Origin of the sequence: Pseudomonas sp. TMW22089, assembly GCF_022496645.1 — a bacterium.
In the GTDB taxonomy this organism is placed as follows: Bacteria; Pseudomonadota; Gammaproteobacteria; order Pseudomonadales; family Pseudomonadaceae; genus Aquipseudomonas; species Aquipseudomonas paraversuta.
In genome coordinates, this window is record NZ_SCFG01000001.1 from 346,993 (window position 1) to 373,275 (window position 26,283).

The following is a 26,283-nucleotide window of genomic DNA, read 5'->3' on the forward strand; positions in this document are numbered from 1 at the left end:
CAGCGCCCGGCTCGCTCCTGCAGGGTATGGCCTTTAGCCGCGGTTCTCATGCATCCGGGCCAGCTGGCGTTCGAGCATGGACGGGTAGGGCTCCATCAGCCGCTCAACGCAGCAGGCGCCTTCGGGGCTGGCGATAGGGCGGATGCGGGCGCGTTGACGAATCAGCGGGTCATCGCTGATTTTGCGCTCCACTAGCAGCAGGTTGCGGCTGTGTTGCGACAATGCCAGGGCGTCCTGGGCGGTTTCGGTCAGCAGCAGATCAATCTGGCTCAGGCCGTTCAGCCCTTCGCCCAGCACCAGACCCAGCTGCAATTGCAGGGTGATGCCGCTGTCGGCAACTTCGATCTGCAGAGCGTGGCCCAGGGCCCGCAGCAATTCGCCACAGCAGATGGCGTTGGTCAGGTAGTCGTCGCCGCTGTCTTCGCTATGGAACAGCATCAGGGTGCTGCCATCGTTCAACGTGTGCAGCTCGCTCTGGTACAGCGACGCCGCCTGGTTCAGGCAGTCGCGATAGCGTTCAAGCAATTCCATCAGGCGGGCACGGGGCAGGCGCCGCAGTTGTTCTTGCGCCCCCAGCTGGACTGCCAGTACCGCGCTCGGTTGCGGTGAGGTCGGCACGGCTTTGGCCACGGCTTTGGGAGCAACCGCGGTTGTGCCGGTATCGCGCAGGTCCGCGAACGGGTCTTCTTCACCCTCGTCTTCTTCGGTGCTGATCACTTGCCGGGGTGCCGCTTTAGGGGCAGGCGCAGCCGGTGCTTCATCGAAAGCCGGATCGCTCAGGTTGCGTACTTCGAAGGTCGGCTCGTTGTCTTCGGCGGCTTCGTAATCGCTGTCGTCGTAGTCGTCTTCCGGTTCAGGCTCTGGTTCCGGCTCTGGAGCCGGGGGGGCCAGTCGGCTGTGAAGCTGGCGCGCCAGATCACCGATTTCATCCTGGCGGGTAGTTGCCGGGGTGTAAGGGTCCGGTTCGCGCAGCCAGACCCGCAGCTGCAACAGGGGGGTGGTGATATGGCGGCCCAGACGCAGGCTCAAAGCCAGCGCCAGTGCGAGCAGAATTGCACTCAAGATGCCCATGCTCTGCAGGCTGATGGTCATCGGCTGCTCGAACTGGTTCATGTCCAGGCTAATGCGCAGATGCCCGGCCGTTACATCCTGAAAGGTGATTTTGGTCTGGTACACGCCCTCGGTTTCGCCCAGCAGGCTGTTTTTTGGACGTTGCCCGGCTTCGGCGAGGATGCGGTTATCGACGCTATAAATAGCGGCGTGCGCAACCAGGGGGTTTTTGGTCAGGTTATTGAGCAGCACGTTGAGGCTGAGAATGTCGTTGGACACCAGCAACTCGGTGGCCGAGGTGGCTGTTTGGGTGGTCAGGCTCTGACCCAGTGCATCGGCTTGTTCGTGCATGGCCTGTTTGAATTGCAGGCCCATCACCACGGCATATATGACCAGCGCCAGCGCGACCAGAATCACGTTGTGGGTGGCGATACGCAGAGCAATCGGAACGCGACGATCGCGCAAGGCCCGGAAGATCAGCAGGAAGAAATTATCGTTTTTGACAGGCAATGGCCGGTTCACTGAGCGCGGCTCTTAGTCCGTTAAGTTGGAGCGCAGTATAACGAGCGGCCTCGAGGCGGCAAAGCCTTGGCGATGCCCGATGGTCACTGAAAGTAGGTAGAATGCGGTTTTTTTAGTGAATGGGGGTGTGCCTTGCGCGAAATCGTCCTGATAAACATCACGGGTGAGGACCGTCCGGGTCTCACTGCGGCCATTACCGGCGTACTGGCCAGCAATGGGGTGAACATTCTCGACATCGGTCAGGCCGTCATTCATGGCGTTTTGTCGTTGGGTTTTCTGGTTGAAATTCCGCAAGCGGAGCAGGTGTCGGCGGTACTTAAAGACCTGCAGCCCCTGATCGCCAAAGAAGGCCTGCAACTGCGCTTCGACCCGATCTCCGAGGAGCACTACCAGCGCTGGGTCAACGAGCAGAGCCGCCAGCGTCATGTGGTGACATTGATGAGCCGCCAGGTCACGGCCCATGAACTGCAACAGGTGACATCGGTAATCAGCCAGCACGGGCTGAACATCGAGCAGACGGATCGTCTGTCCGGTCGTGTGCCGCTGGATGCGCCGACGCAGTTGAGCAAGAGCTGCATCGAGTTGCGCGTCTGCGGTGAGCCGACCGACCTCCAGGCGTTGCGTGAAGCATTCTTTAACCTGGCGCAAGAACTCAATGTCGACATTGCCTTGCAGGAGGACACCCTGTTCCGTCGCCATCGCCGCCTTGCCGTATTTGATATGGACTCGACCCTGATCCAGGCCGAAGTCATCGACGAGCTGGCAAAGGCTGCGGGTGTGGGCGAGCAGGTATCGGCCATTACCGAGCGGGCCATGGCCGGTGAGCTGGATTTCAAGGCCAGTTTCAAGGAGCGCATGGCGCTGCTTAAAGGTTTGGACGTCAGCGTGCTGGACTCCATCGGCGCCTCGCTGCGGTTGACCGAGGGCACCGAAGTGCTGTTCGCAGAGCTCAAGCGCCTGGGCTACAAAACCGCCATTCTGTCCGGCGGCTTTACCTACTTCGCCAAGCAATTGCAGGAAAAGCTGGGTATCGACTACGTGTTCGCCAACGAGCTGCAAGTAGTGGATGGAAAAGTCACCGGGGTGGCGGTTGAGCCGATTGTCGATGCACAGCGCAAAGCCGATTTGCTGCGAGAGCTGACAATAAAGGAAGGGTTGGTACTGGAGCAGACCATTGCGGTCGGTGATGGCGCCAACGACTTGCCAATGCTGGCAATTGCCGGGCTGGGTGTCGCATTCCGTGCCAAGCCGCTGGTTAAACAGTCAGCCAGACATGCCATTTCGACCCTGGGTCTGGATGCCGTGCTGTACCTGCTGGGTCAGCGCGACCGTAACAGCCAGGGCTAGCCAGACCCTGCAGCAGCGCCCTTGCTCGCGAGCTTTCAAGATCGCGAGCAAGGTCGGGGCTCAGTGTTATTCGGCGTTGGCCGGGCCACCAATGGCCTGCCCCATCATCACCGGCGAACCCGCCGTCAGGCTTTCAGCCCATTTGATCTGTTCTGGCCCGAACAGCACGATCGCAGTAGAACCCAGCTTGAAGCGCCCCAGTTCGGCACCTTTCTCCAGATGGATCGGCGCACGGGCAGCTTCGTCGTAGCGGAAAGTTTTCAGCTCGCGTTTAGGCGGCGTCACCAGACCGGCAAACACGGTTTCAATCGATGCCACGATCATGGCACCCACCAATACCACGGCCATCGGGCCGCGCTCGGTATCAAAAATACACACCGCGCGCTCGTTGCGGGCAAACAGCTCCGGCACGTTTTCGGCCGTGGTCTGGTTAACCGAAAACAGGCGGCCCGGAACGTAGATCATTTCGCGCAGAGTACCGGCCAGTGGCATGTGCACACGGTGGTAGTCCTTGGGCGACAGGTAAATGGTGGCAAACTCGCCGCCCATGAATTGAGCCGCAACCGCAGCATCACCGCCGACCAGTTCCAGCACGCTGTAGCTATGACCTTTGGCCTGGAACACCCGGCCGTGCTCGATGGGGCCGAGCTGGCTGACTGCACCATCGGCCGGGCTCAGCACTGCGCCCGGCGTTTGATCCAGCGGGCGGGCACCGTCTTTCAGGGCGCGGGTGAAGAAGGCGTTGAAGTGCTCGTAAGCAGTAACGTCTTCAACCAGGGCCTGGGACATGTCCACTTGATAACGCTTGGCGAACCAGGTGGTGAACGCATTCTTGAACCAGCGCACGCGGCACTCGGCAATGCAGCCGGCCAGGCGCGACAGCAGGTGATGCGGCAACAGGTACTGGCTCAGGAGAAACAGACGCTTTTTCATTGCAGGTCCTTAGTTTTTGACAGGCAGCTCGACGGGGGTGTCGGGGTGGTTGCCCCATTCGCCCCAGGAGCCGGCGTAGCCTTTGACGCGCGGATAACCGAGCGATTTGGCGACGAGATAGGTAAAGCCAGAGCGGTGGTGGGTCTGGCAGTGGGTAATCACTTCTTTGTCCGGGGTGATGCCCAGGTCCTTGAGGATCTGCGCCATGTCGGTACGAATGCGCAGGCTGCGGCTTTTATCCATGCCGGCGGTCCATTCGAAGTTTTTCGCGCCCGGGATGTGCCCGCCTTTGGCCGCCAGCACTTTTTCACCGGCGTATTCGGCGGGGCTGCGCGCATCCCAAATTGCCAGGTCAGCCGCGCCCAGGCGGCTTTGCAGGTACTCGCGGGTGGCAGTGGGGGCGTCGTGCAACGTCAGCGGCAACGGGCCGCCGACTGCAGGCGGCACAGCGCTCGACACCGGGCAACCTTCCGCGACCCAGGCGTGAATGCCGCCATCCAGATAGTGGTAAGCCTTGTGTCCGATCACGTCGAGCAACCAGATAAAACGGCCGGCCCAACCGCCGCCTTCGTCGTCATACACCACGTAGACCGCGTCGGGGTTGTGCCCCAGTTCGCCGAACAGCGCCTCCAGAGAAGCCTGGCCCGGCAGTAGACCGGGTGCCGGGGGCTGGCCCAGTTGGGTGCGTTTGGGGTCGACGAAACGGGCGCCCGGAATATGCCCGGACTCGTAGCGTGCGACGCTGGTCAGGTCGACCACAATCAGTTCGGGGTTATCGAGCCGTGCGAGCAGGTCGCCGGGCTCAATGACCAACGGCAAACCAGAGAAGTCAGGCATGTGAGGTCTCCAGAGCGAAAAAAGGAGGGATTGTAGCGCAAGGGCTAGCGCCCGCGCGTGCTAAAGCTATTCAGGGCCTTCTCGATGCATTGCGCGGTTTTGCCAAATGCTTGCACGCTGGTCTCGGAAAACGGGCCGCCACCCTGGTCCGCCAGTATCAGCATCACGACGCGGCCACTGTTGCCCAGCGAGCGTAGCAGCAGATGCTCGCCGGGGAACAGCTGGCGCAGGTTGGCGGGCATGACCGCAGAAATTGTCGCGTTGTTTTCCGGCGTCAGGCGAACTTGCGCCGGTTGCGTCATCAAACGTTGCAAGGCGGTGCTTTCACTGACGGTAAAGCTCATGTCGAAGGCTGCTTTCGGCAGTCCGGATATCTGGAAAACTCGCAGTGTGGTTGCGCTCTTGTCGGCCATCAGCAGCATCACCCGGCGCATGCCGCATGCCAGCAGGGCATCGCGAGCGCAGGTGGTCAGGTGCATTGCGTTGGCGAAGGTGCTCGGCTCTGCCAGCAATTGCCCGCACAGCTTGCGCCATGTGGCCAGCGCCTCGGCAGAGGGTGGCGCGGCAGGCTGGCCGGGACTGCTGCGGCGGCTGTCCCACGGCCATAGCAGCGCTTGGGCCGGGTGCCAGAGGTCGGGCACCGAGTGATAGCGGGCGCTGCTTGCGGCGTTTTGGTGAACCAGCTGCTGCACTTCATCCAGGGTTGTCTGCAGGTACAGCGCGGTGAGCAACTGCCAGCGCACATTGTGCGGGGTATCCCAGCCCGATTGCGCCGACAGCGCCAGAGCATTGGCCAGCAGCACGCTATTGGCGGGGTGATTGAGCCAGCGCCGCAGTGCCGGATCGGCGTCCAGTCGTTGTTGCTGGCGTAACCCGTCATGGTTGTTGCGTGCGATGTGCAGCACGCTGACCAGGGTGCGCTGCTCTTCAATGATGATCGTATAACCCTGTAGCACCCATGCCGGCAGGCGCCACAATTGCGCCAGCGCCCGGCAGATATCGAACAGCCGTACACCGAACAGCTCTTGCTCGACGTCACTGGCGCGCTCGCCTTTGTGGATGACCCGCTGTTCCCATTCTTCGAGCAGTTCTGGATGGGTCAGCGCCAAAGCCCACAAGGGTGAGAGAAACAGCAGGCTGCCCCAGTAGATTTCTGGCCACAGCCGCGCCAGACGATTGCCGAACAGGCCGACGGCCTGTTGCGCCGCGTGCTGGCTGATGAGCTGGATTTGCCGGAACCCCGGGGGGATTTCTTCCTGGCTCAGAGTGTTCATGTGCTCAAGCAATCTCTGGGTACGTTGCAGGCCCAGTCGGTTGATGGCCACTTCCAGGCTCTCGGCCGGTTCGCTCAGGCTGCTTTGCAGGTGCTGGTTGGCTTCGCGAATCAGGGTCAGGGCCAGTGCCGGGCTGTCTTGTATCAGCTCGGCAATCTCGCGCAATGAGCGGCGATTGTCGTTGAGGGCTTTGCACACCAGCCCATGGCTATGCTGCGGGATTGGCAAGCGGGCGGCGTTGAGCCGCTCGACCCAGGCATCCAGGGTTGCAGGTGTTGAGGTCGGGCTGGTGGTTTCACTGGTCATGATGGGAGCTGGTCATCATCAATTTGTTACTCGCGCCAAAAGGGCTGAACGGCTTTTCGCCTTTACCGGCTATAGTCTGGCGCAGATTTGCCGATAAGGAGAAGTAGAGTTTCACCGCGCTTGAATATGACCTTGAACCCGACTCAATAAGTACTTTTATATCTATGGCTAAAATTATCGGCATCATCGTTGTATTCGCGAGCGTACTCGGCGGGTACGTGCTTTCCCACGGCAAGATCGGGGCGCTGATTCAGCCGTTCGAGGTCCTGATTATTGGCGGGGCGGCGTTCGGTGCATTCCTGCAGGCCAATCCCGGTTACATGACCATGCACGTGATCAAAAAATCACTGGGTATGTTCGGCTCGCGTTTTACCCACACTTTTTATCTGGAAGTGCTGGGCCTGATTTACGAGATTCTCAATAAAAGCCGTCGCGAAGGCATGATGGCCATTGAGGCCGATATTGAGGATGCGGCGGCCAGTCCTATCTTCGCCAAGTACCCCACCGTGCTCAAAGACGAGCGCATGACAGCCTTTGTCTGTGATTACCTGCGCATCATGTCGTCGGGCAACATGGCGCCCCACGAGCTTGAAGGGCTGTTCGACATGGAGTTGTTCAACCTCAAGGAAGAGCTGGAGCATCCCTCCCACGCCGTCAACGGGATTGCCGACGGTATGCCGGGTTTCGGTATCGTGGCGGCGGTTCTGGGGATCGTGGTGACCATGGCTTCCTTGGGGGAGGGTGATCAGGCCGCCATTGGCCAGCACGTAGGTGCGGCGTTGGTGGGCACATTCTTCGGTATTCTGGCGGCCTATGGTTTCTTTGGCCCGCTGGCCACAGCGCTGGCGCACGATGCCAAAGAGGAGCTCAACATTTACGAGTCGATCAAGGCCTCACTGGTGGCATCGGCCTCCGGCATGCCGCCGTCGCTGGCGGTCGAGTTCGGGCGCAAAGTGTTGTATCCCAAACACCGGCCGAGCTTTGCCGAGCTGGAACAAGTGGTTCGCGGTCGCTGATTTATGGAAAACAATCAGCCGATCATCATCAAGCGCGTCAAGCGCTACGCTTCGGGTCATCACGGCGGCGCCTGGAAAATTGCCTTCGCGGACTTCGCTACGGCAATGATGGCGTTCTTTCTGGTGATGTGGCTGATGACAGCCGCCACGCCGGAACAAAAAATCGCCATCGGCGGCTACTTCAAGGACCCGATCGGGTTCAGTGACAGCGGCACGCCCTACACCATCGACCTGGGCGGCACCCCAGCGCTGGCGCCGGACAAAACACTCAACCCCGAAGAACAGATGCAGCCCCAGCCCGACAAGGTTGAGGTCGATTCCGATCAGGCTGAAAGCGTGGCGGAGCAAATAGAGAAAGAGCGTCTTGAGCTGCTGCTTCAGGAGTTGCAGAACAAGGTCGAAGAAAACCCGCAATTGCGCAAGTTCAAGGACCAGCTGCTGTTTGAAATCACCCCGGACGGTCTGCGGATCCAGATCATGGATGCCGAAAACAGGCCGATGTTCGATGTCGGCAGTGCGCGGCTCAAGCCGTACTTCGAAGATATCTTGCTGGCCCTGGCTGACACCATCAAAGCAGTGCCCAACAAGATCAGTATCAGCGGTCATACGGACGCCACGCCTTATGCCGGCAGTGGTGATTTCGGCAATTGGGAGTTGTCGTCCAACCGTGCCAATGCGGCCCGGCGCGCACTTGTGGTCGGTAGCTACCCGCAGAACCAGGTGGCGCGGGTAGTGGGCTATGCCTCATCGGTGCTGTTTGACAAGGCCAACCCGACCAATCCGGTCAACCGCCGTATCGACATCGTGGTCCTGACCAGGAAGGCGCAACAAGCGATTGAGGGTGAGCAGGGCATTGAGCCGGTCAAGGCACAAGAGCTGCCCAAGGCGCCGATAGATCCGACGGCCTTGCCAGCGGATCAGCAGCCGATGCCGGCCCATGAGCCGCGCCAGAAGCTCAACCTCTTCGACGATAAAGTGCCGGATCCAGCCAGACCCTGACCTGCAGGAGCGTGCTTGCAGCTCGCGCCTGCAGGGTTGGCGGGGTTAGTAGCTTGACTCGGGCAGGCTGGCAATGATCGAGCGATAGCTGTTCATGCGTTGCTGCTGTACGCGGCCATCTTCCAGTGCCATCAGCAATGCACAGCCCGGCTCGCGGTCGTGCTTGCAGTCGCGGAAGCGGCAGCGGCCGATCAGGTCGTTGAACTCGATAAAGCCCGCTTCAACATCAGCCCGGCTCACGTGGCCCAGACCGAATTCGCGAATGCCCGGGGAGTCGATCAGATCGCCGCCGCCGGGAAAGTGGAACAGGCGCGCGGTGGTGGTGGTGTGCGTACCCTGGCCCGACACTTCGGACAATGGCCCGACCCGCAGGTTGACCTCAGGCAGCAGGCTGTTGACCAAGGACGACTTGCCCACGCCCGACTGACCCACAAACACGCTGATATGGCCGTCCAGTTGCGCTTGCAACTGCTGCATGCCGTCGCCGTGATGGGCCGATACTTCCAGTACCGGGTAGCCCAGCTGGCGATACACCGCCAGCAAGGCATTCAGTGCCGGAGCATTTTGATCGTCGATCAGGTCGGCTTTGTTGAGCAGCAACAGCGGACGAATGCCGGCGTGCTCGGCGGCTACCAGGTAGCGGTCGATCAGGTTGGCGTGTGGCTCGGGCATCGGGGCGAACACGATGACGATCATGTCGACGTTGGCAGCCACCGGCTTGAGCTGGCCACGGCTGTCAGGGCGGCACAGTTCGGTTTTGCGCGGCAGTTGGGCGACGATAACGCCGATGCCCTGGTTGCCTGCACGCCATACGACTGTGTCACCGGTGACCAGTGCGGGCAGGTTGGCGCGCAAGTGGCAACGGAACATCTGGCCTTTCAGCTCGCCTTCCTGGGCTTCGACTTCGACCTGCACACCAAAGTGCGCGATCACCAGGCCGAGTTGTTCGGCGCCAAGGTCGCCGCCTTCAAGCGCTTCGACGGCACTGGATTCACGTTTTGCGGCGCGTGCAGCGCGCTCGCCCTGGATCTTTTCGATGCGCCAGTTTTGGCGACGATTGAGCTGGCGTTTGGCCATGGGTGTTCCGTGTTGATAAAACGATAAGGAGGGTAAAACGCTGGCGAGTTTAGCACGTGGGCTGCATGCCTAAGCTAAACTGCGCGACTAAGCCCAGGAGCCATTTATGAACAACGCGCAGAACCTGATCTGGATCGACCTGGAAATGACCGGTCTGGATCCTGATAACGACGTCATTATTGAAATGGCCACCATTGTTACCGACAGCAATCTCAACACCCTGGCTGAAGGTCCGGTTATCGCGATCCATCACAGCGATGCAGTGCTGGCGCGCATGGACGAATGGAACACTCGCACCCACGGTGGCAGCGGCCTGACCCAGCGGGTCAAGGACAGTACCACCACCATGGCCCAGGCCGAAGCGCAGACCATCGCCTTTCTGGAACAGTGGGTGCCTAAAGGCAAATCACCGATCTGTGGCAACAGCATCTGTCAGGACCGGCGCTTTTTGTACACCCATATGAAAACCCTCGAAAGCTACTTCCACTACCGCAATCTCGACGTCTCGACCCTTAAAGAGCTGGTTGCCCGCTGGGCTCCGGAAGTGCGCGACAGCCTGGTGAAAAAAGGCACGCACCTGGCACTGGACGACATTCGCGAGTCGATTGCCGAGCTGCAGCACTACCGCAAGCACTTCATCAAGTTCTAAGCCCGCTACTGCAGGGGGTGTTTGCTGCCCTCTATTGGTGCTTGAAGCAAATGAGTAGACTGCGCGCCTTATTGCAAGGATCGCTGCCATGTTGCTGATGCTCTATTTAGTTGCCATTACTGCCGAGGCCATGACCGGCGCGCTGTCTGCCGGCCGCCGCGGCATGGACTGGTTCGGGGTGGTGCTGATTGCCTGCGTCACCGCCCTGGGCGGCGGGTCGGTACGCGACGTGCTACTGGGACATTACCCGTTAACCTGGGTCAAGCATCCGGAATACCTGGTGCTCACCACCTTTGCTGCGCTGGTGACGATTTTTATCGCGCCGTTGATGCGTCATTTGCGCTCATTGTTTTTGGTGCTCGACGCGCTGGGGCTGGTGGCGTTCACCCTGATTGGCTGCATGACTGCGCTGGAAATGGGCCAGGGCATGCTGGTCGCTTCGGTGAGCGGTGTGATTACCGGGGTGTTCGGCGGGATCCTGCGGGATATTTTCTGTAACGATATTCCGTTGATCTTCCGCCGTGAGCTGTATGCCAGCGTGTCGTTTGCGGCGGCATGGTGTTTCTTGCTCTGTACCTATCTGCAGATGCCCAACGATCAGGCGATTTTCGTCACCTTGTTCGGTGGGCTGTTGCTGCGCTTGCTGGCGATTCGCTTCAACTGGGAAATGCCCAAGTTCGTGTACAACGACGAGCACTGAGTCAGTGTTGCTGCAGGCTCTGGTCAGGCGCGCTGTGCGTGCTGGGCCAGCGCCCACGTCACATGCTCCTGTACCAGTTCGGACGGGTACTCAAGCCTGGCCTTGAGCGCTTCCAGCACCGGAATGCTCGATGGTGCATTACCCAGTCCAACCGCCAGGTTGCGCAGCCAGCGCTCGTAGCCGGCCCGGCGTAACGGCGAGCCTTCGGTGCTGCTGAGGAACTTGTCTTCGTCCCACATGAACAGTTCGGCCAGCTCGGCATTGTCGAGGTTGTGCCGGGGTTTGAAGTCGCCTTCAGCCGTGGTGCGGGCAAAGCGGTTCCAAGGGCAGACGATCTGGCAGTCGTCACATCCGAACACCCGGTTACCGATCAGCGGGCGCAAGTCTTCGGGGATCGCGGTTTTCAGTTCGATGGTCAGGTAGGAAATACAGCGCCGGGCATCCAGCACATAAGGTCCGATGAAGGCGTTGGTCGGGCAGATGTCCAGGCATGCGGTGCAGCGTCCGCAGTGCTCGGTCTCGTGGGGCGCATCCACGGGCAGGGGCAGGTCGACAAACAGCTCGCTCAAGAAGAAGTAGCTGCCAGCCTTGCGGTTGAGCACCAGGGTGTTTTTGCCGATCCAGCCCAGGCCGGCCTTTTGCGCGATGGCTTTTTCCAGCACCGGGGCGCTGTCGACAAAGGCGCGGAAGCCGAACGGGCCAATGTCCGCCTGGATCCGGTCAGCCAGTTGCTGCACGCGTTTGCGGATCAGTTTGTGGTAGTCGCGGCCCAGTGCGTAGCGCGAGATGTAGGCTTTTTCGGGCTGGGCCAGCAATTGCGCCATGTGGGTATCGCCGGGCAGGTAGTCCATGCGCAGCGACACCACGCGCAAGGTGCCGGGCACCAGTTCTTCAGGATGAGAGCGTTTGCTGCCGTGGGCGCCCATGTATTCCATGTCGCCGTGATACCCGGCGGCCAGCCAGCGTTCCAGATGTTGCTCGTGTTCTCCCAGGTCGAGGCCGGCAATGGCGACTTGTTGAAAGCCCAGCTCGCGGCCCCATTCCTTGATGGATTGAGCGAGAGCGGGGAGGTCGACAGTAATAGCAGGCATGAGGCAAGAGAAACCGGGGCTGAGATGCGTATAATTCTGCCAGACATCGGAGTCCGATACCCATGCCACAGACCAAACGCCTGATTGCCAGACCGCAAGCCCTTGTTGCCGATAGCCTGTCGCGCCTGCCTGCACGGGCTATGGACGCCCATAAAGGCCTGTTCGGGCATGTACTGCTGATTGGCGGAGACCGCGGTTTTGGCGGCTCCATTACGCTTGGCGCACAGGCTGCGTTGCGCTGCGGCGCGGGGCTGGTGTCGCTGGCTACCCGGCCCGAGCATGTGGCCGCCGCTCTGGTGCGCTTGCCCGAGGTCATGACCCTGGGCGTGTCATCGGTCAATCAGTTGATGGGGGTGCTGGCCCGGGCCTCGGTTTTGGTGGTGGGGCCGGGGTTGGGGCTGGCACCATGGGGGCGCAGTCTGTTATCGGCGGCGGCCCAGGCAAAAATGCCTCAAGTGTGGGATGCCGATGCGCTGAATCTGTTGTCCAACGCAGACTTTAAACTGGCGTCAGGCTCGGTTATTACTCCGCACCCCGGCGAGGCAGCGCGTTTGCTGGGGCTCAGTACTGCGCAGGTGCAGGCCGACCGGCCTGCTGCAGTCCGGGCGCTGGTTAAAAAATACTCAGTAGTGTGCGTTCTCAAAGGTGCAGGCACCTTGATCGCAGGCCTGAATGATGAACTGGCCGTGTGCGATCACGGCCACCCGGCCATGGCGACAGCAGGCCTGGGTGATGTGCTGGCAGGCGTGATCGGTGCTTTGCTGGCTCAAGGCATGACTGCATATGAGGCGGCGTGTCTGGCGGTGTGGCTGCATGCCCGCGCCGGTGAACAACAAGGAATATTGGGCCGTGGGCTGGCGGCCAGTGATTTGATTCCAGCCATTCGTCAGTTGTTGGAGGAACACGCACCGTGCACGAAATAACACTGCAATTGGCCGATGAAGAGGCCATGACCGCGTTTGGCGCACGCCTGGCGAGCGTCACCGTGGGCCACGGCCTGATCTTTCTCGACGGCGACCTGGGGATGGGCAAAACCACTCTGTCCCGCGGCCTGATTCGTGGCCTTGGGCACACCGGTTCGGTTAAAAGTCCGACCTTTACTCTGGTGGAGCCTTACGAGATTGGCGATATACGCGCCTTTCACTTTGACCTGTATCGCCTGGTCGACCCTGAAGAGCTGGAATATATGGGGATTCGCGATTACTTCGACGAAGACGCCCTATGCTTGATCGAGTGGCCCGATAAAGGTGCAGGCTTTTTGCCAAAGCCTGACCTGACCATTACCATTAGTCCGCATAACACCGGGCGTTTGCTGAAGCTGACGCCCCAAGGTTCACGTGGCGAGTCTTGGTGTGCCGCCTTGGCACCGGAAAACAAATAATGATGGGGTCTGGTATGCGCTTTCGCGCGTTAGTGAGTGTCGTTGGTCTGTTGCTCAGTGTCATGGCGGTGAATGCCGTGGCTGCGACTCAGGTAAAAAGCGTTCGTTTATGGCGTGCTCCGGACAACACACGGCTGGTGTTTGACCTCACGGGCCCGGTGCAACACAGCGTATTTACGCTGACAGCGCCAGATCGCCTGGTGATCGATATCAATGGCGCGACCCTCGGCGGAAGTTTGAACGTGGCCACTGCCAATACGCCGATCACCAGCATGCGCTCGGCGCAACGCACGCCCACCGATTTGCGGGTGGTGATCGATCTGAAAAAAGCCGTCACCCCGAAGAGCTTCGTACTGGCGCCGAACGCGCAATACGGCAACCGTCTGGTGGTCGATCTTTATGATCAGGGCGCTGATATTGCCCCGAGCTTGCCGCCGACCAATGTGGCCAAGCTGCCAGTGGTACCGGTGACGCCGACCCAGCCCGAGATCAAGCTGGCGCCTGTGCCCACTGGCAAACGTGACGTGATCGTGATGATCGACCCCGGCCACGGTGGCGAGGATCCGGGTGCTTCGGGTGCCGGCGGACAGCGCGAAAAACACGTGGTGCTGGCGATCGCCAAAGAGTTGCAGCGCCAGATCAACGGCATGAAGGGCTTCAGGGCCGAGCTCACCCGCAGCGGCGACTATTTCATCCCGCTACGGGGACGCACCGAAATTGCCCGCAAGAAGGGCGCCGACCTGTTTGTCTCGATCCACGCCGACGCGGCGCCTTCCAGGGCGGCCTTTGGTGCATCGGTGTTTGCGTTGTCTGAACGCGGCGCAACGTCCGAAACCGCGCGTTGGCTGGCAGACAGTGAAAACCGTTCTGACTTGATTGGCGGTGCAGGCAGCGTGAGTCTCGATGACAAGGACCGGATGCTGGCGGGGGTGTTGCTTGATTTGTCGATGACGGCATCACTGACTTCCAGCCTGAACGTGGGGCAAAAAGTCTTGAGCAACATCGGCCGGGTGACGCCGCTGCACAAGCAGCGTGTAGAGCAGGCCGGATTTATGGTGCTCAAATCGCCGGATATTCCATCGATCCTCGTAGAAACCGGGTTTATTTCCAACGCCAATGAAGCCAATAAACTGTCTTCGGCCAGCCATCAGCAAGCGCTGGCGCGCTCTATCAGCAGCGGTGTGCGTCAGTTCTTCCAGCAAAACCCGCCACCGGGTTCTTACATTGCCTGGCTGCGGGATACCGGGAAGATCGCCCAGGGAGCCCGTGAACACACGGTTCGCCCTGGCGAAACCCTGGCGATGATTGCCGTGCGTTATCAAGTGGGTGTTGCGACATTGCGTTCCAGCAACAACTTGAAAACCGACGAGTTAAAAATAGGCCAGAGCCTGAATATCCCCGCCACCGAACTGGTATCCAAGCAATGAGTGACGGGGTATTGAACAGCAGTGCGCGTATCGAGCTGCTCAGTCCGCGTCTGGCTAACCAGATTGCCGCAGGCGAGGTTGTTGAGCGCCCGGCGTCGGTGATCAAGGAGTTGCTGGAAAACAGTCTCGACTCGGGCGCCAAGCGTATCGATGTGGACGTGGAGCAGGCCGGCATCAAGCTGTTGCGGGTGCGTGACGATGGCAGCGGGATCTCCAGTGACGACTTGCCGCTGGCCCTGGCGCGGCACGCCACCAGTAAAATCCGCGACCTGGAAGACCTTGAGCGGGTGATGAGCCTGGGGTTCCGCGGTGAGGCGCTGGCATCCATCAGTTCGGTGGCCCGCCTGACCCTGACATCGCGTACCCGTGGCGCCGATCAGGCCTGGCAGGTAGAAACCGAAGGCCGCGACATGGCGCCCCGGGTCCAGCCGGCCGCGCATCCGGTCGGTACTTCGGTTGAAGTGCGGGACCTGTTTTTCAACACCCCTGCGCGGCGCAAGTTTCTCAAGACCGAAAAAACCGAATTTGATCACCTGCAAGAAGTGATCAAGCGTTTGGCGCTGGCGCGTTTTGATGTGGCGTTCAATCTGCGGCACAACGGTAAAACCATCCTTAATTTGCATGAAGCCCACGACGACACCGCTCGCGCCCGGCGTGTGGCGGCAGTGTGCGGCGCTGCATTTCTGGAGCAGGCACTACCGATCGAGATCGAGCGCAATGGCCTGCATTTGTGGGGCTGGGTTGGCTTGCCGACCTTTTCGCGCAGCCAGGCCGACTTGCAGTACTTCTATGTCAACGGCCGTGCGGTGCGCGACAAACTGGTGGCGCACGCGGTGCGTCAGGCTTATCGCGACGTACTGTTCAACGGCCGGCACCCGACCTTCGTGCTGTTTTTTGAGGTCGACCCGTCCGTGGTTGACGTTAACGTGCACCCGACCAAACACGAAGTCCGTTTCCGGGACGGGCGCATGGTGCATGACTTCTTGTATGGCACCTTGCACCGCGCCCTGGGCGATGTGCGCCCCGAGGATCAACTGGCGGCTCCTGCACCGGTGCCTGGCGCCGAGCGACCTACCGGGATCGACGCCGGTGAGTTTGGTCCGCAAGGCGAAATGCGTCTGGCGGCGCATTTGCTTGAGCAGCCTCAGGCTGCGCCTGCACCGCATGTGCCGGGCTCCGGCGCCGGGGCGGGCTATCAGTCGTTCTATCGACCACCCTCTGCCACGCCGTCTGTTCCGGCAGCCGAGGCCCGCAATGCCTACCGGGAGTTTTTCGCGCCATTGCCTGAAGCGGGGGCCGCGCCGATGCCTGAAGGGCAGGGCGATATTCCTCCTCTGGGTTATGCGCTGGCTCAGCTCAAGGGTATCTATATCCTCGCGGAAAACGCTCACGGCCTGGTGCTGGTGGACATGCATGCGGCCCACGAGCGGATCATGTATGAGCGCCTGAAAATCGCCATGGCCAGTGAAGGGCTGAGCGGTCAGCCGCTGCTGGTGCCGGAGTCGATTGCCGTCAGCCAGCGTGAAGCCGATTGTGCCGAAGAACATGGCGAGTGGTTTCAGCGTCTGGGCTTCGAGCTGCAACGTCTGGGGCCGGAAACTCTGGCCATCCGCCAGATCCCGGCCCTGCTCAAGCAGGCCGAGGCGCAGCGCCTGGTGCACGATGTACTGGCCGACTTGATGGAGTACGGCACCAGTGACCGGATTCAGGCACACCTCAATGAATTGCTAGGCACCATGGCCTGTCACGGCGCGATCCGCGCCAACCGGCGCCTGGCCCTGCCGGAAATGAACGGCCTGCTGCGCGACATGGAAAATACCGAGCGCAGCGGTCAGTGCAATCATGGTCGTCCGACCTGGACCCAAATGGGCCTGGACGACTTGGACAAACTCTTTTTGCGCGGTCGCTGATGACAGGTTCCAACGCTTTACCACCGGCCATCTTTTTGATGGGGCCGACCGCTGCAGGCAAAACCGATCTGGCCATCGAGCTGAGCAAGGTACTGCCGTGCGAGCTGGTCAGTGTCGACTCGGCGCTGGTCTATCGCGGCATGGATATCGGCACGGCCAAACCCTCGAAAGAGATTCTGGCCGCACACCCGCACCAGTTGATCGATATTCTCGACCCGGCTGAAAGCTACTCGGCTGCCGATTTCCGTCGTGATGCGCTCAAGGCCATGGCAGAGATCACCGCACGGGGCAATATTCCGCTGCTGGTGGGCGGCACCATGCTCTATTACAAAGCGCTGAGCGAAGGCCTGGCCGACATGCCGGCGGCAGATCCGCAAGTGCGTGCGCAGCTCGAAGACGAAGCTCAGCGCCTTGGCTGGCAAGCGTTGCACGATCAGTTGGCAGCCATCGACCCGGAGTCGGCGGCACGTATTCACCCCAACGATCCGCAGCGTCTGACCCGTGCATTAGAGGTTTATCGGGTCAGCGGCCTGAGCATGACCGCCCACCGGCAAAAACAATCTGAACAATCTAGTCAAGCAGCGGCTTCTGGCTGCAGTCAATTGCCCTATACTGTCGCGAACCTGGGCATTGCTCCGGCGAATCGTCAGGTGCTGCATGAACGAATTGCACAAAGATTCGGGCAAATGCTGGAACAGGGATTCATTGATGAGGTCCTAGCCCTGCGTAATAGAAGTGACCTGCATGCAGGGTTGCCGTCTATACGTGCAGTGGGCTATCGCCAAGTCTGGGATTACCTGGACGGCAAGCTGACAGCAGCCGAGATGCAGGAGCGCGGCGTTATTGCCACGCGCCAGTTGGCCAAGCGTCAGTTCACCTGGTTGCGCAGCTGGAATGATCTGCATTGGCTGGACAGCCTGGACTGCGACAATCTGCCACGAGCCTTGAAATACCTGGAATCGGTCTCCATATTGAGCTGAGTCTCAGGAAATGCCGTCTATCCTATGGGTATGGCGTCATCAGCCATCTAATTTTTGTTTCTATTTTTTATCCTTACAGGAGTGCGGCATATGTCAAAAGGGCATTCGCTACAAGACCCTTACTTGAATACTTTGCGTAAAGAGAAGGTTGGCGTTTCCATCTACCTGGTCAACGGGATCAAGCTGCAGGGGACTATCGAGTCTTTCGACCAGTTTGTGATTCTGCTGAAAAACACCGTGAGCCAAATGGTTTACAAACACGCTATCTCGACAGTCGTACCAGTACGTCCTATTCGTCTGCCAAGCGCAGCTGAATCGGAACTGGCAGACGCTGAACCAGGTAACGCCTGATAGGAGTCTGCTTTGTTCTTTGAGCGCCACGGTGGTGGTGAGCGAGCGATCCTCGTTCACTTGGAAGGACAGGACCCTGAGGCGCGCGAAGATCCGCAGGAGTTCCAGGAGTTAGCTGTATCGGCCGGCGCCGAGACGGTCGCGTTTTTTAACGTGCCGCGTCATCGGCCATCGGCCAAGTACCTGATTGGCAGTGGCAAGGTCGAGGAGTTACGCGACCTGGTCAAGGCCGAGAAGGTCGACATCGTGATTTTCAATCACGTCCTCACCCCCAGTCAGGAGCGTAACCTCGAGCGTGTATTCGAGTGTCGCGTGCTTGACCGTACCGGGCTGATTCTCGATATCTTCGCTCAGCGTGCCCGTACCCATGAAGGCAAGTTGCAGGTCGAACTGGCCCAGCTTGATCACATGAGTACGCGTCTTGTGCGCGGCTGGACTCACCTTGAGCGTCAGGGCGGTGGCATTGGTATGCGCGGGCCGGGTGAAACCCAGCTCGAAACCGACCGTCGTCTGTTGCGCGTACGCATCAGCCAGATCAAGGCCCGTCTGAAAAAAGTCCGCAGTCAACGCGAGCAGTCCCGTAGAGGGCGCCAACGCGCCGACATTCCTACGGTGTCGCTGGTGGGCTATACCAACGCCGGCAAATCCACGCTGTTCAATGCGGTCACCGGCTCTGACGTGTTCGCCGCTGACCAGTTGTTCGCCACACTTGACCCTACCTTGCGCCGTCTTGATCTGGCCGATCTGGGGCCGATCGTGCTGGCTGACACCGTGGGCTTTATTCGTCACCTTCCGCACAAGCTTGTTGAGGCTTTCCGGTCTACGCTCGAAGAGTCGAGCAATTCCGATTTGCTGCTGCACGTTATCGATGCGCACGAACCTGAGCGCATGGCGCAGATTGAGCAGGTGATGGTGGTGCTGGGCGAAATTGGTGCCCAGGACTTGCCGATCCTCGAGGTCTACAACAAAATCGATTTGCTTGAAGGTGTCGAGCCGCAGATCCAGCGTGATGCCGACGGCAAACCGCAGCGGGTCTGGTTGTCGGCGCGTGAAGGGGTCGGGCTGGAGTTGCTTGAACAGGCCATCGCCGAGTTGCTGGGTAATGATTTGTTCGTTGGCACCTTGCGCTTGCCTCAGCGTTTTGCTCGACTGCGTGCCCAGTTCTTTGAATTGGGCGTGGTGCAAAAAGAACAACATGATGAAGAAGGTGCCTGTCTGCTGGATGTGCGCCTACCGCGATCCGAGTTAAACCGCTTGGTCAGCCGCGAAGGGATGCAGCCGCTGGAATTTATCGAACAACACACTTTGCAATAAAAGCCTCGCAAAGCGGCTGTGCCGCTATGGTAGGCATTCTGTAGCATTGGTCGGCGCGCCGTGGGCGCGTCTTTGCTTTATCAGATGGAGAGCGCTATGGCTTGGAATGAGCCGGGTGGCAACTCGAATAATCAAGATCCTTGGGGTGGCAAACGCCCGAATAACGGCGGCCGCAAGGGACCACCAGATCTCGACGAGGCCTTCCGAAAGCTGCAGGAAAGCCTGAATGGGTTGTTCGGTGGTGGGAAAAAACGTGGTAGCGGCGACGGCGGATCGAACGGCGGCAAAGGTGCTGGTTATGGCCTGCTGGGTATCGGTCTGGTGGTGCTGGCTGCAGCCTGGCTGTATAGCGCGGTTTACGTGGTCGACGAGCAGGAGCAAGCCGTAGTGCTGCGCCTGGGCAAGTACTACGACACCGTAGGGCCGGGTCTGAACATCTACTTCCCGCCGTTCGATAAAAAGTACCTGGAGAACGTGACGCGTGAGCGTGCGTACACCAAGCAGGGCCAGATGCTCACTGAAGACGAAAACATCGTCGAAGTGCCGCTGACCGTGCAGTACAAGATCAGCAACCTGCGCGACTTCGTGTTGAACGTCGATCAGCCGGAAGTCAGCCTGCAACAGGCCACTGACAGTGCCTTGCGTCACGTAGTGGGCTCCACTGCGATGGATCAGGTGCTGACCGAAGGCCGTGAACAGATGGCTGTAGACATCAAGGAACGCTTGCAGCGTTTCCTCGATACCTACAAGACCGGTATCACTGTGACCCAGGTCAACGTACAGAACGCAGCGGCACCGCGTGAAGTGCAGGAAGCCTTTGATGACGTGATCCGCGCCCGTGAAGACGAGCAGCGTGCCCGCAACCAGGCAGAAAGCTACGCCAATGGCGTGGTGCCGGAAGCGCGCGGTCAGGCCCAGCGCATCATCGAAAACGCCAATGGCTATCGTGATGAAGTGATTTCCCGCGCCAAGGGTGAGGCAGACCGCTTTACCAAACTGGTGAGCGAATATCGCAAGGCTCCGGATGTTACGCGTGACCGTCTGTACCTGGACACCATGCAGGAAGTCTTCAGCAACACCAGCAAAGTACTCGTGACCGGCAACAAAAACGGCCAGAGCAACCTGCTGTACTTGCCATTGGACAAAATGATCGAAGGCCGTAATGGCAGCAACCCGGCAACGGGCTCGGCAGCTGCGGCGGGCAATAACGATTCGGCATCCCATGCCAAATCGGATATGCCGACACCACCGCGTACCAGGGAGAGTCGCTGATGAGCAATAAATCGCTGATCGCCCTTATTGTTGCCGTTGTCGTGGCGATTGTTGCCTGGAACAGCTTCTACATCGTTTCGCAAACCGAACGTGCCGTGATGCTGCGCTTCGGTCGTGTGGTGCAGGACGATGTTCCGCCGGGTCTGCATGTGAAGATTCCTTACGTCAACCAGGTGCGCAAGTTCGACGGCCGCCTGATGACGCTGGATGCTCCGACTCAGCGTTTTCTGACGCTGGAAAAGAAAGCGGTAATGGTTGATGCCTTCGCCAAGTGGCGTGTGAAAGATGCCGGTCGCTTCTACGCAGCGACTTCGGGTCTTAAGCAAGTTGCTGACGAGCGCTTGTCGCGTCGTCTCGAATCGGGTCTGCGTGACCAGTTCGGCAAGCGCACGCTGCACGAGGTTGTGTCCGGTGAGCGCGATGCGCTGATGGCTGACCTGACGGCGTCGCTGAACAAAATGGCTGAAAAAGAGCTGGGCATCGAAGTGGTTGATGTCCGGGTCAAGGCCATCGACCTGCCGAAAGAAGTCAACCGCAGCGTTTTCGAACGTATGAGCAGTGAGCGTGAGCGTGAAGCCCGTGAGCACCGCGCCAAGGGTAACGAGCTGGCAGAAGGCATTCGTGCTGACGCCGATCGTCAAGCCCGCGTGCTGTTGGCTGAAGCGTATCGCCAGTCTGAAGAGGCTCGTGGTGACGGTGATGCCCAGGCTTCCGCAATCTACTCCAAGGCTTACGGCCAGGATCAGGAGTTCTACAAGTTCTATCGCAGCCTGCGCGCTTACCGCGAAAGCTTTGCGAACAAGAGCGATGTACTGGTTCTGGACCCGAGCAGCGATTTCTTCCGCTACCTGGAAAAATCCAAGCCGGCACAGCAGTAAAGGGAGCGTCGCCGGTCACTGCAGGAGCGGGGAAACGCGCTCCTGCACATGAGTAACTGGCGCATGCATTCACTCCGCCTGGCGGGCAAATTGCCTGGCGGGGTGATCCTTTTAGAAAACGTGTGTATGATGCGGCAGCCGGGAAATTCCCGGCTTTTTTGCGTCTGCATGTTTGATTGACCGACTGTTACAACGTCGGCAGATTTTTCGAGGGATGTGCAAGCCTGTCACTTTGGGCTTTTTTGCTGTGCGCGTTCAAGACGCAGCCACGTTCTGCTTTACTCAAGGCTTGCCTGCTGGCTGGCCGCCCGGATCATAGGGGAATGGCGTAATGGCAACGGTAGACCGCTGGCTTCTGCCAGATGGCATCGAAGAAGTACTTCCACCTGAGGCAGCCCGCATTGAAGTGGCGCGCCGTCAGGTGTTGGATCTGTTCCAGGGCTGGGGCTATGAGTTCGTCGTCACCCCGCATATCGAATACCTGGAGTCCTTGCTGACAGGGGCTGGCCAGGATCTCGATTTGCGGACCTTTAAGGTTATTGACCCGCAGACGGGTCGCCAGATGGGTTTTCGTGCCGACATCACTCCGCAAGTGGCGCGCATCGATGCGCATACCTTGCGTCGTGAAGGCCCGAGCCGTCTGTGCTACGCCGGCAGCGTGCTGCATGCTCAGCCGCGCGGGTTGTCATCCTCGCGCAGCCCGATCCAGCTGGGTGCCGAGTTGTATGGCGATGCCAGCCCGAGCAGCGACGTGGAAGTCATCAGCTTGATGCTGGCCATGTTGCAATTGGCCGATGTGCCGGATGTCCATATGGACCTGGGTCACGTTGGCATTTACCGCGGTCTGGCCCGCGCGGCCAACCTGTCGGTTGAAGTGGAACAACAATTGTTCGACGCTCTGCAACGCAAGGCGATCGACGAAGTAACGGCCTTGACCGAAGGTTTGCCGGCTGATTTGGCAGGCATGCTGCAGGCATTGGTTGGTTTGTGCGGCGGCCGTGAGGTGCTGGTTGCTGCGCGCGAGCGTCTGGCCCGGGCTCCGGCCCCGGTTCTGGCTGCTCTGGACGATTTGCTGGCGATTGCCGAGCGGTTGTCTGTGCGTTTCCCGCAGCTGCCGCTGTATTTTGACCTGGGTGAGTTGCGTGGGTATCACTACCACACAGGTGTGGTCTTTGCGGTATTTGTTCCGGGCGTTGGGGATTCCATCGCCCAGGGCGGTCGTTATGACGATATCGGTGCTGTTTTCGGGCGTGCCCGTCCGGCGACCGGTTTTTCGACTGATTTGAAAACCCTGGTCACCCTGGGGCGTGCTGAAGTCGAGCTACCGTCTGGCGGTATCTGGATGCCTGACAGTACGGATGCGGCACTCTGGCAGCAGGTTTGCCAGCTTCGCAGTGAAGGTCAGCGTGTGGTTCAGGCGTTGCCTGGGCAGTCACAGGCTGCCGCCAGTGAGGCGGACTGCGACCGCCAATTGATTCAGCAGAACGGCTTGTGGCAAGTAGTGCCGCTGGCTTCTTGAGTTTTCCTGCCGGCGGCTGCCGGCACCAAGTTTGCGCGAAGAGGACAAGTGTTATGGGTAAGAATGTCGTAGTCCTGGGCACCCAATGGGGTGATGAGGGCAAAGGCAAGATCGTTGATCTGCTGACCGAACATGCTGCCGCTGTAGTGCGCTACCAGGGTGGCCACAATGCTGGCCACACCTTGGTAATCGACGGTGAAAAAACCGTTCTGCACCTGATCCCGTCGGGCGTATTGCGCGAAGGCGTGCAGTGCCTGATCGGCAACGGTGTGGTGGTTGCTCCCGACGCCCTGTTGCGTGAAATCATCAAGCTGGAAGAGAAAGGCGTACCGGTGCGCGAGCGCCTGCGTATCAGCCCGTCCTGCCCGCTGATCCTGTCGTTCCACGTAGCGCTGGACCAGGCTCGTGAAAAGGCCCGTGGCGAGCTGAAGATCGGTACTACCGGTCGCGGCATTGGCCCGGCATACGAAGACAAGGTTGCTCGTCGTGGCCTGCGTGTGGGCGATCTGCTCAACATGCCGCGCTTTGAAGCCAAGCTGCGTGAATTGGTGGAATACCACAACTTCATGCTGGTGGGTTACTACAAAGAAGCCGCCATCGACTTCGACAAGACCCTGGCCGAGTGCAAGGAATACGCCGAGCTGCTCAAGCCGCTGATGCTGGACGTGACTGCCGAGCTGCACGGCCTGCGCCGCGCTGGCAAAGACATCATGTTCGAAGGCGCTCAGGGCTCGTTGCTGGACATCGACCACGGTACCTACCCGTACGTGACCAGCTCCAACACTACCGCTGGCGGTGTTGCCACCGGTTCGGGCGTTGGCCCGATGTTCCTGGATTACATCCTGGGCATCACCAAGGCTTACACCACTCGCGTTGGTTCGGGTCCATTCCCGACCGAGCTGTTCGACGAAGTGGGCGCTCACCTGGCCAAGCAGGGTCACGAGTTCGGTGCAACCACCGGCCGTGCCCGTCGTTGTGGCTGGTTCGACGCCGTTATCCTGCGTCGCGCTATCGATGTGAACAGCATCTCGGGCATCTGCCTGACCAAGCTGGACGTACTCGACGGTCTGGAAACCATCAACATTTGCGTCGGCTACAAAGATGCAAACGGCAATGTGCTGGTTGATGCGCCGACCGATGCTGACAGCTACGAAGGTCTGCAGCCGGTTTACGAAGCTGTACCGGGCTGGACCGAGTCGACCGTGGGTGCCAAAACCCTGGAAGAGCTGCCTGCTGCTGCGCGTGCTTACATCAAGCGCGTAGAAGAGCTGATCGGCGCTCCGATCGACATCATTTCGACTGGCCCGGATCGCAACGAGACTATCGTTCTGCGTCACCCGTTCGCTTAAGACGTTTTGATGTAAAGCAAAGGGCCCTTCGGGGCCCTTTGTTGTTTCTGCCTGCCATGCGGCACGACCCTTGCTGTGAGAGTTGCCATTAAGGTGCCATCAATATAATGGCACCGCTGTGGAGGGGTTTCCTGTGTCTGCCGTTCTCTCACTGTTACGAAGTCGTCTGCTGCGACCTGTATTCGTTACCCTTGGTATCGCACTTTTGGTGCAGGTGCTGGTGGCTGTTGCACTGACCCGGAGCACAGTGACGGCACTGGAGTCTGATCTGGATGCGGGGCTGGGGGCGGACAGTCAAAAGCTTTCGGCTGAGCTGGAGCAGGCCGGACGAGAGGTCAAGAGCAGCCTTGAAGGGCTGTCTGCCAGCACCCGTGAGCGTCTGACGGCCGGGCTGGCGCCGCGTTTGAAAGAAGAGCAGATGCAATTGCGCAATGCACTGGAAAAGAATCTGATGGATTCGGCCAATGATATGGCGCAACTGTTAGCGGCTGTGGCGCCGCGGGCCATCTGGGATAATGACGTGCCCACGCTGTCCGAGTTCGCCCGGCGCGCCCAGCGCAATCCCAATGTGCTGTTTGTGGTCTATGACGACGTTGCCGGGCAACATCTGACGCGCTACCTCAATCGTGAAAACCCGATCAACAAAGCCCTTTTGGAGAAGGGCAAGGGAGAGCGGGCGCTGGATAAAGTGCTGGACGCAGCGCGGCACGATCCGGCGGTGTATTACCTCGAAGCCCCCATCAGCCCCAATGGCGTGGAGATTGGCAAGGTGTTGATGGGGGTTTCCACGGCCTCGGTCGAGAAGGACCTGGCGGCTCTCGATAAGCGTTTTGCGCAACTGATAGTCAACAGTGAGCATCTGGTGGATGAAAGCCTGCAGGGCGCCGCCAACGACAGCTCGGCAGCCTTGGGGGCGCGTCTGGAGTCGGCTCAGGCAGCGGCGGCACAGATGCAGGCCAATACCGCACAGACTGTCCGTGATGCGGCTGACACCTTGCGCTGGCGCATTGGTATGGGATTGGCGATTGTCGGTCTGGGTGTCTTGCTGTTGCTGGCGGTGGTGCTGGGGCGGCGGGTGGTCAACAAGCTGCTGCTAATGATTGCCGCGTTGAATGATCTGGCCGCAGGCGAGGGTGATCTGACCAAGCGCGTGGGCCTGGACAGCAAGGATGAGATTGGCGATATGGCGGCGGCGGTGAACCGCTTTATCGACAAGTTGCAGCCCATTGTGCGGGAGGCGGGGGATGTGGCGCAGCGTACCGGGGTCGAGATTGGGGCCATGACGGAGCGCAATGCCGGGGCCAATGCTGCGGCCCAGTTGCAGCGCGATGAGGTGGCGCAGAGCCTGGAGGCACTGTCGACCATGGCCGATGCGGCGCAGTCTGAAAGTCAGGCGATGCAGGCGGCGCTCAAGCAGGTGCAGGATATTCGTCAGGCGACCGATGAAAATACCCGCACCTCGGCGCAAGTGGGCGGCCTGATCGAGGCGCTGGCCGGGCAGGTCGGCGCTGGAGCCAGGGTCATCGAGCGCCTGGCACAGCAAAGTGAGCAAATCGAAGTGGTGCTGACGGTCATTCACGGCATTGCCGAGCAGACCAATCTTCTGGCCCTCAATGCGGCTATTGAGGCTGCGCGGGCAGGGGAGACGGGCCGCGGCTTTGCCGTGGTGGCGGATGAAGTGCGGGCGCTGGCCAGCAAGACGCAAAGCTCCACCGGTGATATCCAGGCCCATATCGTGGCCTTGCAGCAGGGTGCCAAGGAGGCGGTGGCGGCGATCGGGCTGGCAGGGCGTCAAGCCAATGAGGGGTTGGCAGTACTGCGTGGCAGCGTGCAGTTGCAAAAAACCGTGCAGGCTTCTGTTGAGCAGGTGCACGCCGCGATTGGTGACGCCACCAAAGCTGCTGAGCATCAGGCCCGGGGCGCGCATGCGGTACGTGGGCGGGTTGAGGTGATCCATGCCCAGGCCGAGCGTGCGGCGCAGGCGGTCAACGAAACGACCGCCAGCGGGCAGGTGCTGGATGGCCTGGCGGCGCAGCTGAAAGCGAGCCTGGGGCAGTTCAGGGCATAGGCCGCGAGCAACCTGCAGGAGCGAGTTACCCGG

General features: G+C 60.0%; 23 protein-coding genes. 17 read left to right on the forward strand and 6 right to left on the reverse strand.

Annotated features, from left to right (window positions below; genetic code table 11):
• Window positions 1-33: 33 nt before the first annotated feature.
• Window positions 34-1,572: an AhpA/YtjB family protein gene (locus EQV90_RS01550; RefSeq protein ID WP_003438981.1), complete on the reverse strand. Its 1,539-nt coding sequence runs from the start codon at window positions 1,570-1,572 to the stop codon at window positions 34-36.
• 132 nt (window positions 1,573-1,704) lie between these two features.
• On the opposite strand from EQV90_RS01550, the gene serB reads away from it, so the two are divergent.
• Window positions 1,705-2,919 carry a phosphoserine phosphatase SerB gene (gene serB, locus EQV90_RS01555; RefSeq protein WP_003438982.1) on the forward strand — a complete coding sequence of 405 codons (1,215 nt, stop codon included), beginning with the start codon at window positions 1,705-1,707 and terminating at the stop codon, window positions 2,917-2,919.
• Between the two features lie 66 nt (window positions 2,920-2,985).
• Here the strand turns inward: serB and asd are convergent, their stop codons facing one another.
• The 3 genes from asd to EQV90_RS01570 are packed head-to-tail and all read right to left on the reverse strand — an operon-like array spanning window position 2,986 to window position 6,269.
• Window positions 2,986-3,852, reverse strand: a complete 867-nt coding sequence (asd, locus tag EQV90_RS01560; protein ID WP_003438984.1) for an archaetidylserine decarboxylase — start codon at window positions 3,850-3,852, stop codon at window positions 2,986-2,988.
• A gap of 9 nt (window positions 3,853-3,861) precedes the next feature.
• Complete coding sequence (locus EQV90_RS01565; protein ID WP_010656256.1) at window positions 3,862-4,689, reverse strand: rhodanese-like domain-containing protein; 828 nt, start codon at window positions 4,687-4,689, stop codon at window positions 3,862-3,864.
• Window positions 4,690-4,733: 44 nt separating this feature from the next.
• Window positions 4,734-6,269 carry an HDOD domain-containing protein gene (locus EQV90_RS01570; protein ID WP_240877666.1) on the reverse strand — a complete coding sequence of 512 codons (1,536 nt, stop codon included), beginning with the start codon at window positions 6,267-6,269 and terminating at the stop codon, window positions 4,734-4,736.
• A 164-nt stretch (window positions 6,270-6,433) separates the two neighbouring features.
• Here EQV90_RS01570 and motA point away from each other — a divergent pair, with 164 nt between their 5' ends.
• Together motA and motB are read left to right on the forward strand one after the other, a co-directional pair.
• Complete coding sequence (gene motA, locus EQV90_RS01575; protein WP_003438996.1) at window positions 6,434-7,285, forward strand: flagellar motor stator protein MotA; 852 nt, start codon at window positions 6,434-6,436, stop codon at window positions 7,283-7,285.
• Window positions 7,286-7,288: 3 nt separating this feature from the next.
• A complete protein-coding gene (gene motB / locus EQV90_RS01580) occupies window positions 7,289-8,284 on the forward strand; it encodes a flagellar motor protein MotB (RefSeq protein WP_003439010.1) in 996 nt (331 codons plus the stop codon).
• Between the two features lie 45 nt (window positions 8,285-8,329).
• Here the strand turns inward: motB and rsgA are convergent, their stop codons facing one another.
• The gene (gene rsgA, locus EQV90_RS01585) at window positions 8,330-9,361 is read right to left on the reverse strand and encodes a small ribosomal subunit biogenesis GTPase RsgA (RefSeq protein ID WP_003439013.1); all 1,032 of its coding nucleotides are present in this window, start codon (window positions 9,359-9,361) and stop codon (window positions 8,330-8,332) included.
• A 106-nt stretch (window positions 9,362-9,467) separates the two neighbouring features.
• Between rsgA and orn the strand changes: the two genes are divergently transcribed.
• Both orn and EQV90_RS01595 read left to right on the forward strand, forming a co-directional pair.
• Complete coding sequence (gene orn / locus EQV90_RS01590) at window positions 9,468-10,010, forward strand: oligoribonuclease (protein WP_003439017.1); 543 nt, start codon at window positions 9,468-9,470, stop codon at window positions 10,008-10,010.
• Window positions 10,011-10,098: 88 nt separating this feature from the next.
• Window positions 10,099-10,710, forward strand: coding sequence for a trimeric intracellular cation channel family protein (locus EQV90_RS01595; protein WP_003439018.1), 612 nt, complete (start codon window positions 10,099-10,101; stop codon window positions 10,708-10,710).
• A 23-nt stretch (window positions 10,711-10,733) separates the two neighbouring features.
• On the opposite strand, the gene queG is transcribed toward EQV90_RS01595, so the two are convergent.
• The gene (gene queG, locus EQV90_RS01600; protein ID WP_003439019.1) at window positions 10,734-11,801 is read right to left on the reverse strand and encodes a tRNA epoxyqueuosine(34) reductase QueG; all 1,068 of its coding nucleotides are present in this window, start codon (window positions 11,799-11,801) and stop codon (window positions 10,734-10,736) included.
• A gap of 62 nt (window positions 11,802-11,863) precedes the next feature.
• On the opposite strand from queG, the gene EQV90_RS01605 reads away from it, so the two are divergent.
• The 12 genes from EQV90_RS01605 (at window position 11,864) to EQV90_RS01660 (ending at window position 26,250) form a co-directional block, all read left to right on the forward strand.
• Entirely contained in the window at window positions 11,864-12,724 is an 861-nt protein-coding gene (locus tag EQV90_RS01605) for an NAD(P)H-hydrate dehydratase (protein ID WP_240877667.1), read from the forward strand.
• Window positions 12,712-13,182, forward strand: a complete 471-nt coding sequence (tsaE, locus tag EQV90_RS01610; protein WP_240877668.1) for a tRNA (adenosine(37)-N6)-threonylcarbamoyltransferase complex ATPase subunit type 1 TsaE — start codon at window positions 12,712-12,714, stop codon at window positions 13,180-13,182. The genes EQV90_RS01605 and tsaE overlap by 13 nt, the downstream gene beginning before the upstream one ends.
• Before the next feature lie 2 nt (window positions 13,183-13,184).
• Window positions 13,185-14,609 carry an N-acetylmuramoyl-L-alanine amidase gene (locus tag EQV90_RS01615; protein ID WP_198285235.1) on the forward strand — a complete coding sequence of 475 codons (1,425 nt, stop codon included), beginning with the start codon at window positions 13,185-13,187 and terminating at the stop codon, window positions 14,607-14,609.
• A gap of 11 nt (window positions 14,610-14,620) precedes the next feature.
• Window positions 14,621-16,519, forward strand: a complete 1,899-nt coding sequence (gene mutL / locus EQV90_RS01620; protein ID WP_010656253.1) for a DNA mismatch repair endonuclease MutL — start codon at window positions 14,621-14,623, stop codon at window positions 16,517-16,519.
• The gene (gene miaA / locus EQV90_RS01625) at window positions 16,519-17,499 is read left to right on the forward strand and encodes a tRNA (adenosine(37)-N6)-dimethylallyltransferase MiaA (protein WP_127195737.1); all 981 of its coding nucleotides are present in this window, start codon (window positions 16,519-16,521) and stop codon (window positions 17,497-17,499) included. The genes mutL and miaA overlap by 1 nt, the downstream gene beginning before the upstream one ends.
• A 90-nt stretch (window positions 17,500-17,589) precedes the next feature.
• Window positions 17,590-17,850, forward strand: a complete 261-nt coding sequence (gene hfq, locus EQV90_RS01630; protein ID WP_003439025.1) for an RNA chaperone Hfq — start codon at window positions 17,590-17,592, stop codon at window positions 17,848-17,850.
• A 12-nt stretch (window positions 17,851-17,862) separates the two neighbouring features.
• Window positions 17,863-19,164, forward strand: a complete 1,302-nt coding sequence (hflX, locus tag EQV90_RS01635) for a ribosome rescue GTPase HflX (protein ID WP_003439028.1) — start codon at window positions 17,863-17,865, stop codon at window positions 19,162-19,164.
• A 96-nt stretch (window positions 19,165-19,260) separates the two neighbouring features.
• Window positions 19,261-20,436 (forward strand): FtsH protease activity modulator HflK, encoded by a 1,176-nt coding sequence (gene hflK / locus EQV90_RS01640; RefSeq protein ID WP_003439030.1) that lies wholly within the window; start codon window positions 19,261-19,263, stop codon window positions 20,434-20,436.
• A complete protein-coding gene (gene hflC / locus EQV90_RS01645) occupies window positions 20,436-21,314 on the forward strand; it encodes a protease modulator HflC (protein ID WP_003439032.1) in 879 nt (292 codons plus the stop codon). The genes hflK and hflC overlap by 1 nt, the downstream gene beginning before the upstream one ends.
• A gap of 331 nt (window positions 21,315-21,645) precedes the next feature.
• A complete protein-coding gene (locus tag EQV90_RS01650; RefSeq protein WP_003439034.1) occupies window positions 21,646-22,833 on the forward strand; it encodes an ATP phosphoribosyltransferase regulatory subunit in 1,188 nt (395 codons plus the stop codon).
• 53 nt (window positions 22,834-22,886) lie between these two features.
• Complete coding sequence (locus EQV90_RS01655; protein ID WP_003439037.1) at window positions 22,887-24,182, forward strand: adenylosuccinate synthase; 1,296 nt, start codon at window positions 22,887-22,889, stop codon at window positions 24,180-24,182.
• 133 nt (window positions 24,183-24,315) lie between these two features.
• A complete protein-coding gene (locus tag EQV90_RS01660) occupies window positions 24,316-26,250 on the forward strand; it encodes a methyl-accepting chemotaxis protein (protein ID WP_003439040.1) in 1,935 nt (644 codons plus the stop codon).
• Window positions 26,251-26,283 lie beyond the last annotated feature (33 nt).

Coding starts and splice junctions, on each gene's coding strand:
- asd (WP_003438984.1), bottom strand. CDS start 3,852: ATGAAAAAGCGTCTGTTTCTCCTGAGCCAGTACCTGTTGCCGCATCAC.
- EQV90_RS01565 (WP_010656256.1), bottom strand. CDS start 4,689: ATGCCTGACTTCTCTGGTTTGCCGTTGGTCATTGAGCCCGGCGACCTG.
- EQV90_RS01570 (WP_240877666.1), bottom strand. CDS start 6,269: ATGACCAGTGAAACCACCAGCCCGACCTCAACACCTGCAACCCTGGAT.
- motA (WP_003438996.1), top strand. CDS start 6,434: ATGGCTAAAATTATCGGCATCATCGTTGTATTCGCGAGCGTACTCGGC.
- motB (WP_003439010.1), top strand. CDS start 7,289: ATGGAAAACAATCAGCCGATCATCATCAAGCGCGTCAAGCGCTACGCT.
- rsgA (WP_003439013.1), bottom strand. CDS start 9,361: ATGGCCAAACGCCAGCTCAATCGTCGCCAAAACTGGCGCATCGAAAAG.
- orn (WP_003439017.1), top strand. CDS start 9,468: ATGAACAACGCGCAGAACCTGATCTGGATCGACCTGGAAATGACCGGT.
- EQV90_RS01595 (WP_003439018.1), top strand. CDS start 10,099: ATGTTGCTGATGCTCTATTTAGTTGCCATTACTGCCGAGGCCATGACC.
- queG (WP_003439019.1), bottom strand. CDS start 11,801: ATGCCTGCTATTACTGTCGACCTCCCCGCTCTCGCTCAATCCATCAAG.
- EQV90_RS01605 (WP_240877667.1), top strand. CDS start 11,864: ATGCCACAGACCAAACGCCTGATTGCCAGACCGCAAGCCCTTGTTGCC.
- EQV90_RS01615 (WP_198285235.1), top strand. CDS start 13,185: ATGGGGTCTGGTATGCGCTTTCGCGCGTTAGTGAGTGTCGTTGGTCTG.
- miaA (WP_127195737.1), top strand. CDS start 16,519: ATGACAGGTTCCAACGCTTTACCACCGGCCATCTTTTTGATGGGGCCG.
- hfq (WP_003439025.1), top strand. CDS start 17,590: ATGTCAAAAGGGCATTCGCTACAAGACCCTTACTTGAATACTTTGCGT.
- hflK (WP_003439030.1), top strand. CDS start 19,261: ATGGCTTGGAATGAGCCGGGTGGCAACTCGAATAATCAAGATCCTTGG.
- hflC (WP_003439032.1), top strand. CDS start 20,436: ATGAGCAATAAATCGCTGATCGCCCTTATTGTTGCCGTTGTCGTGGCG.
- EQV90_RS01650 (WP_003439034.1), top strand. CDS start 21,646: ATGGCAACGGTAGACCGCTGGCTTCTGCCAGATGGCATCGAAGAAGTA.
- EQV90_RS01655 (WP_003439037.1), top strand. CDS start 22,887: ATGGGTAAGAATGTCGTAGTCCTGGGCACCCAATGGGGTGATGAGGGC.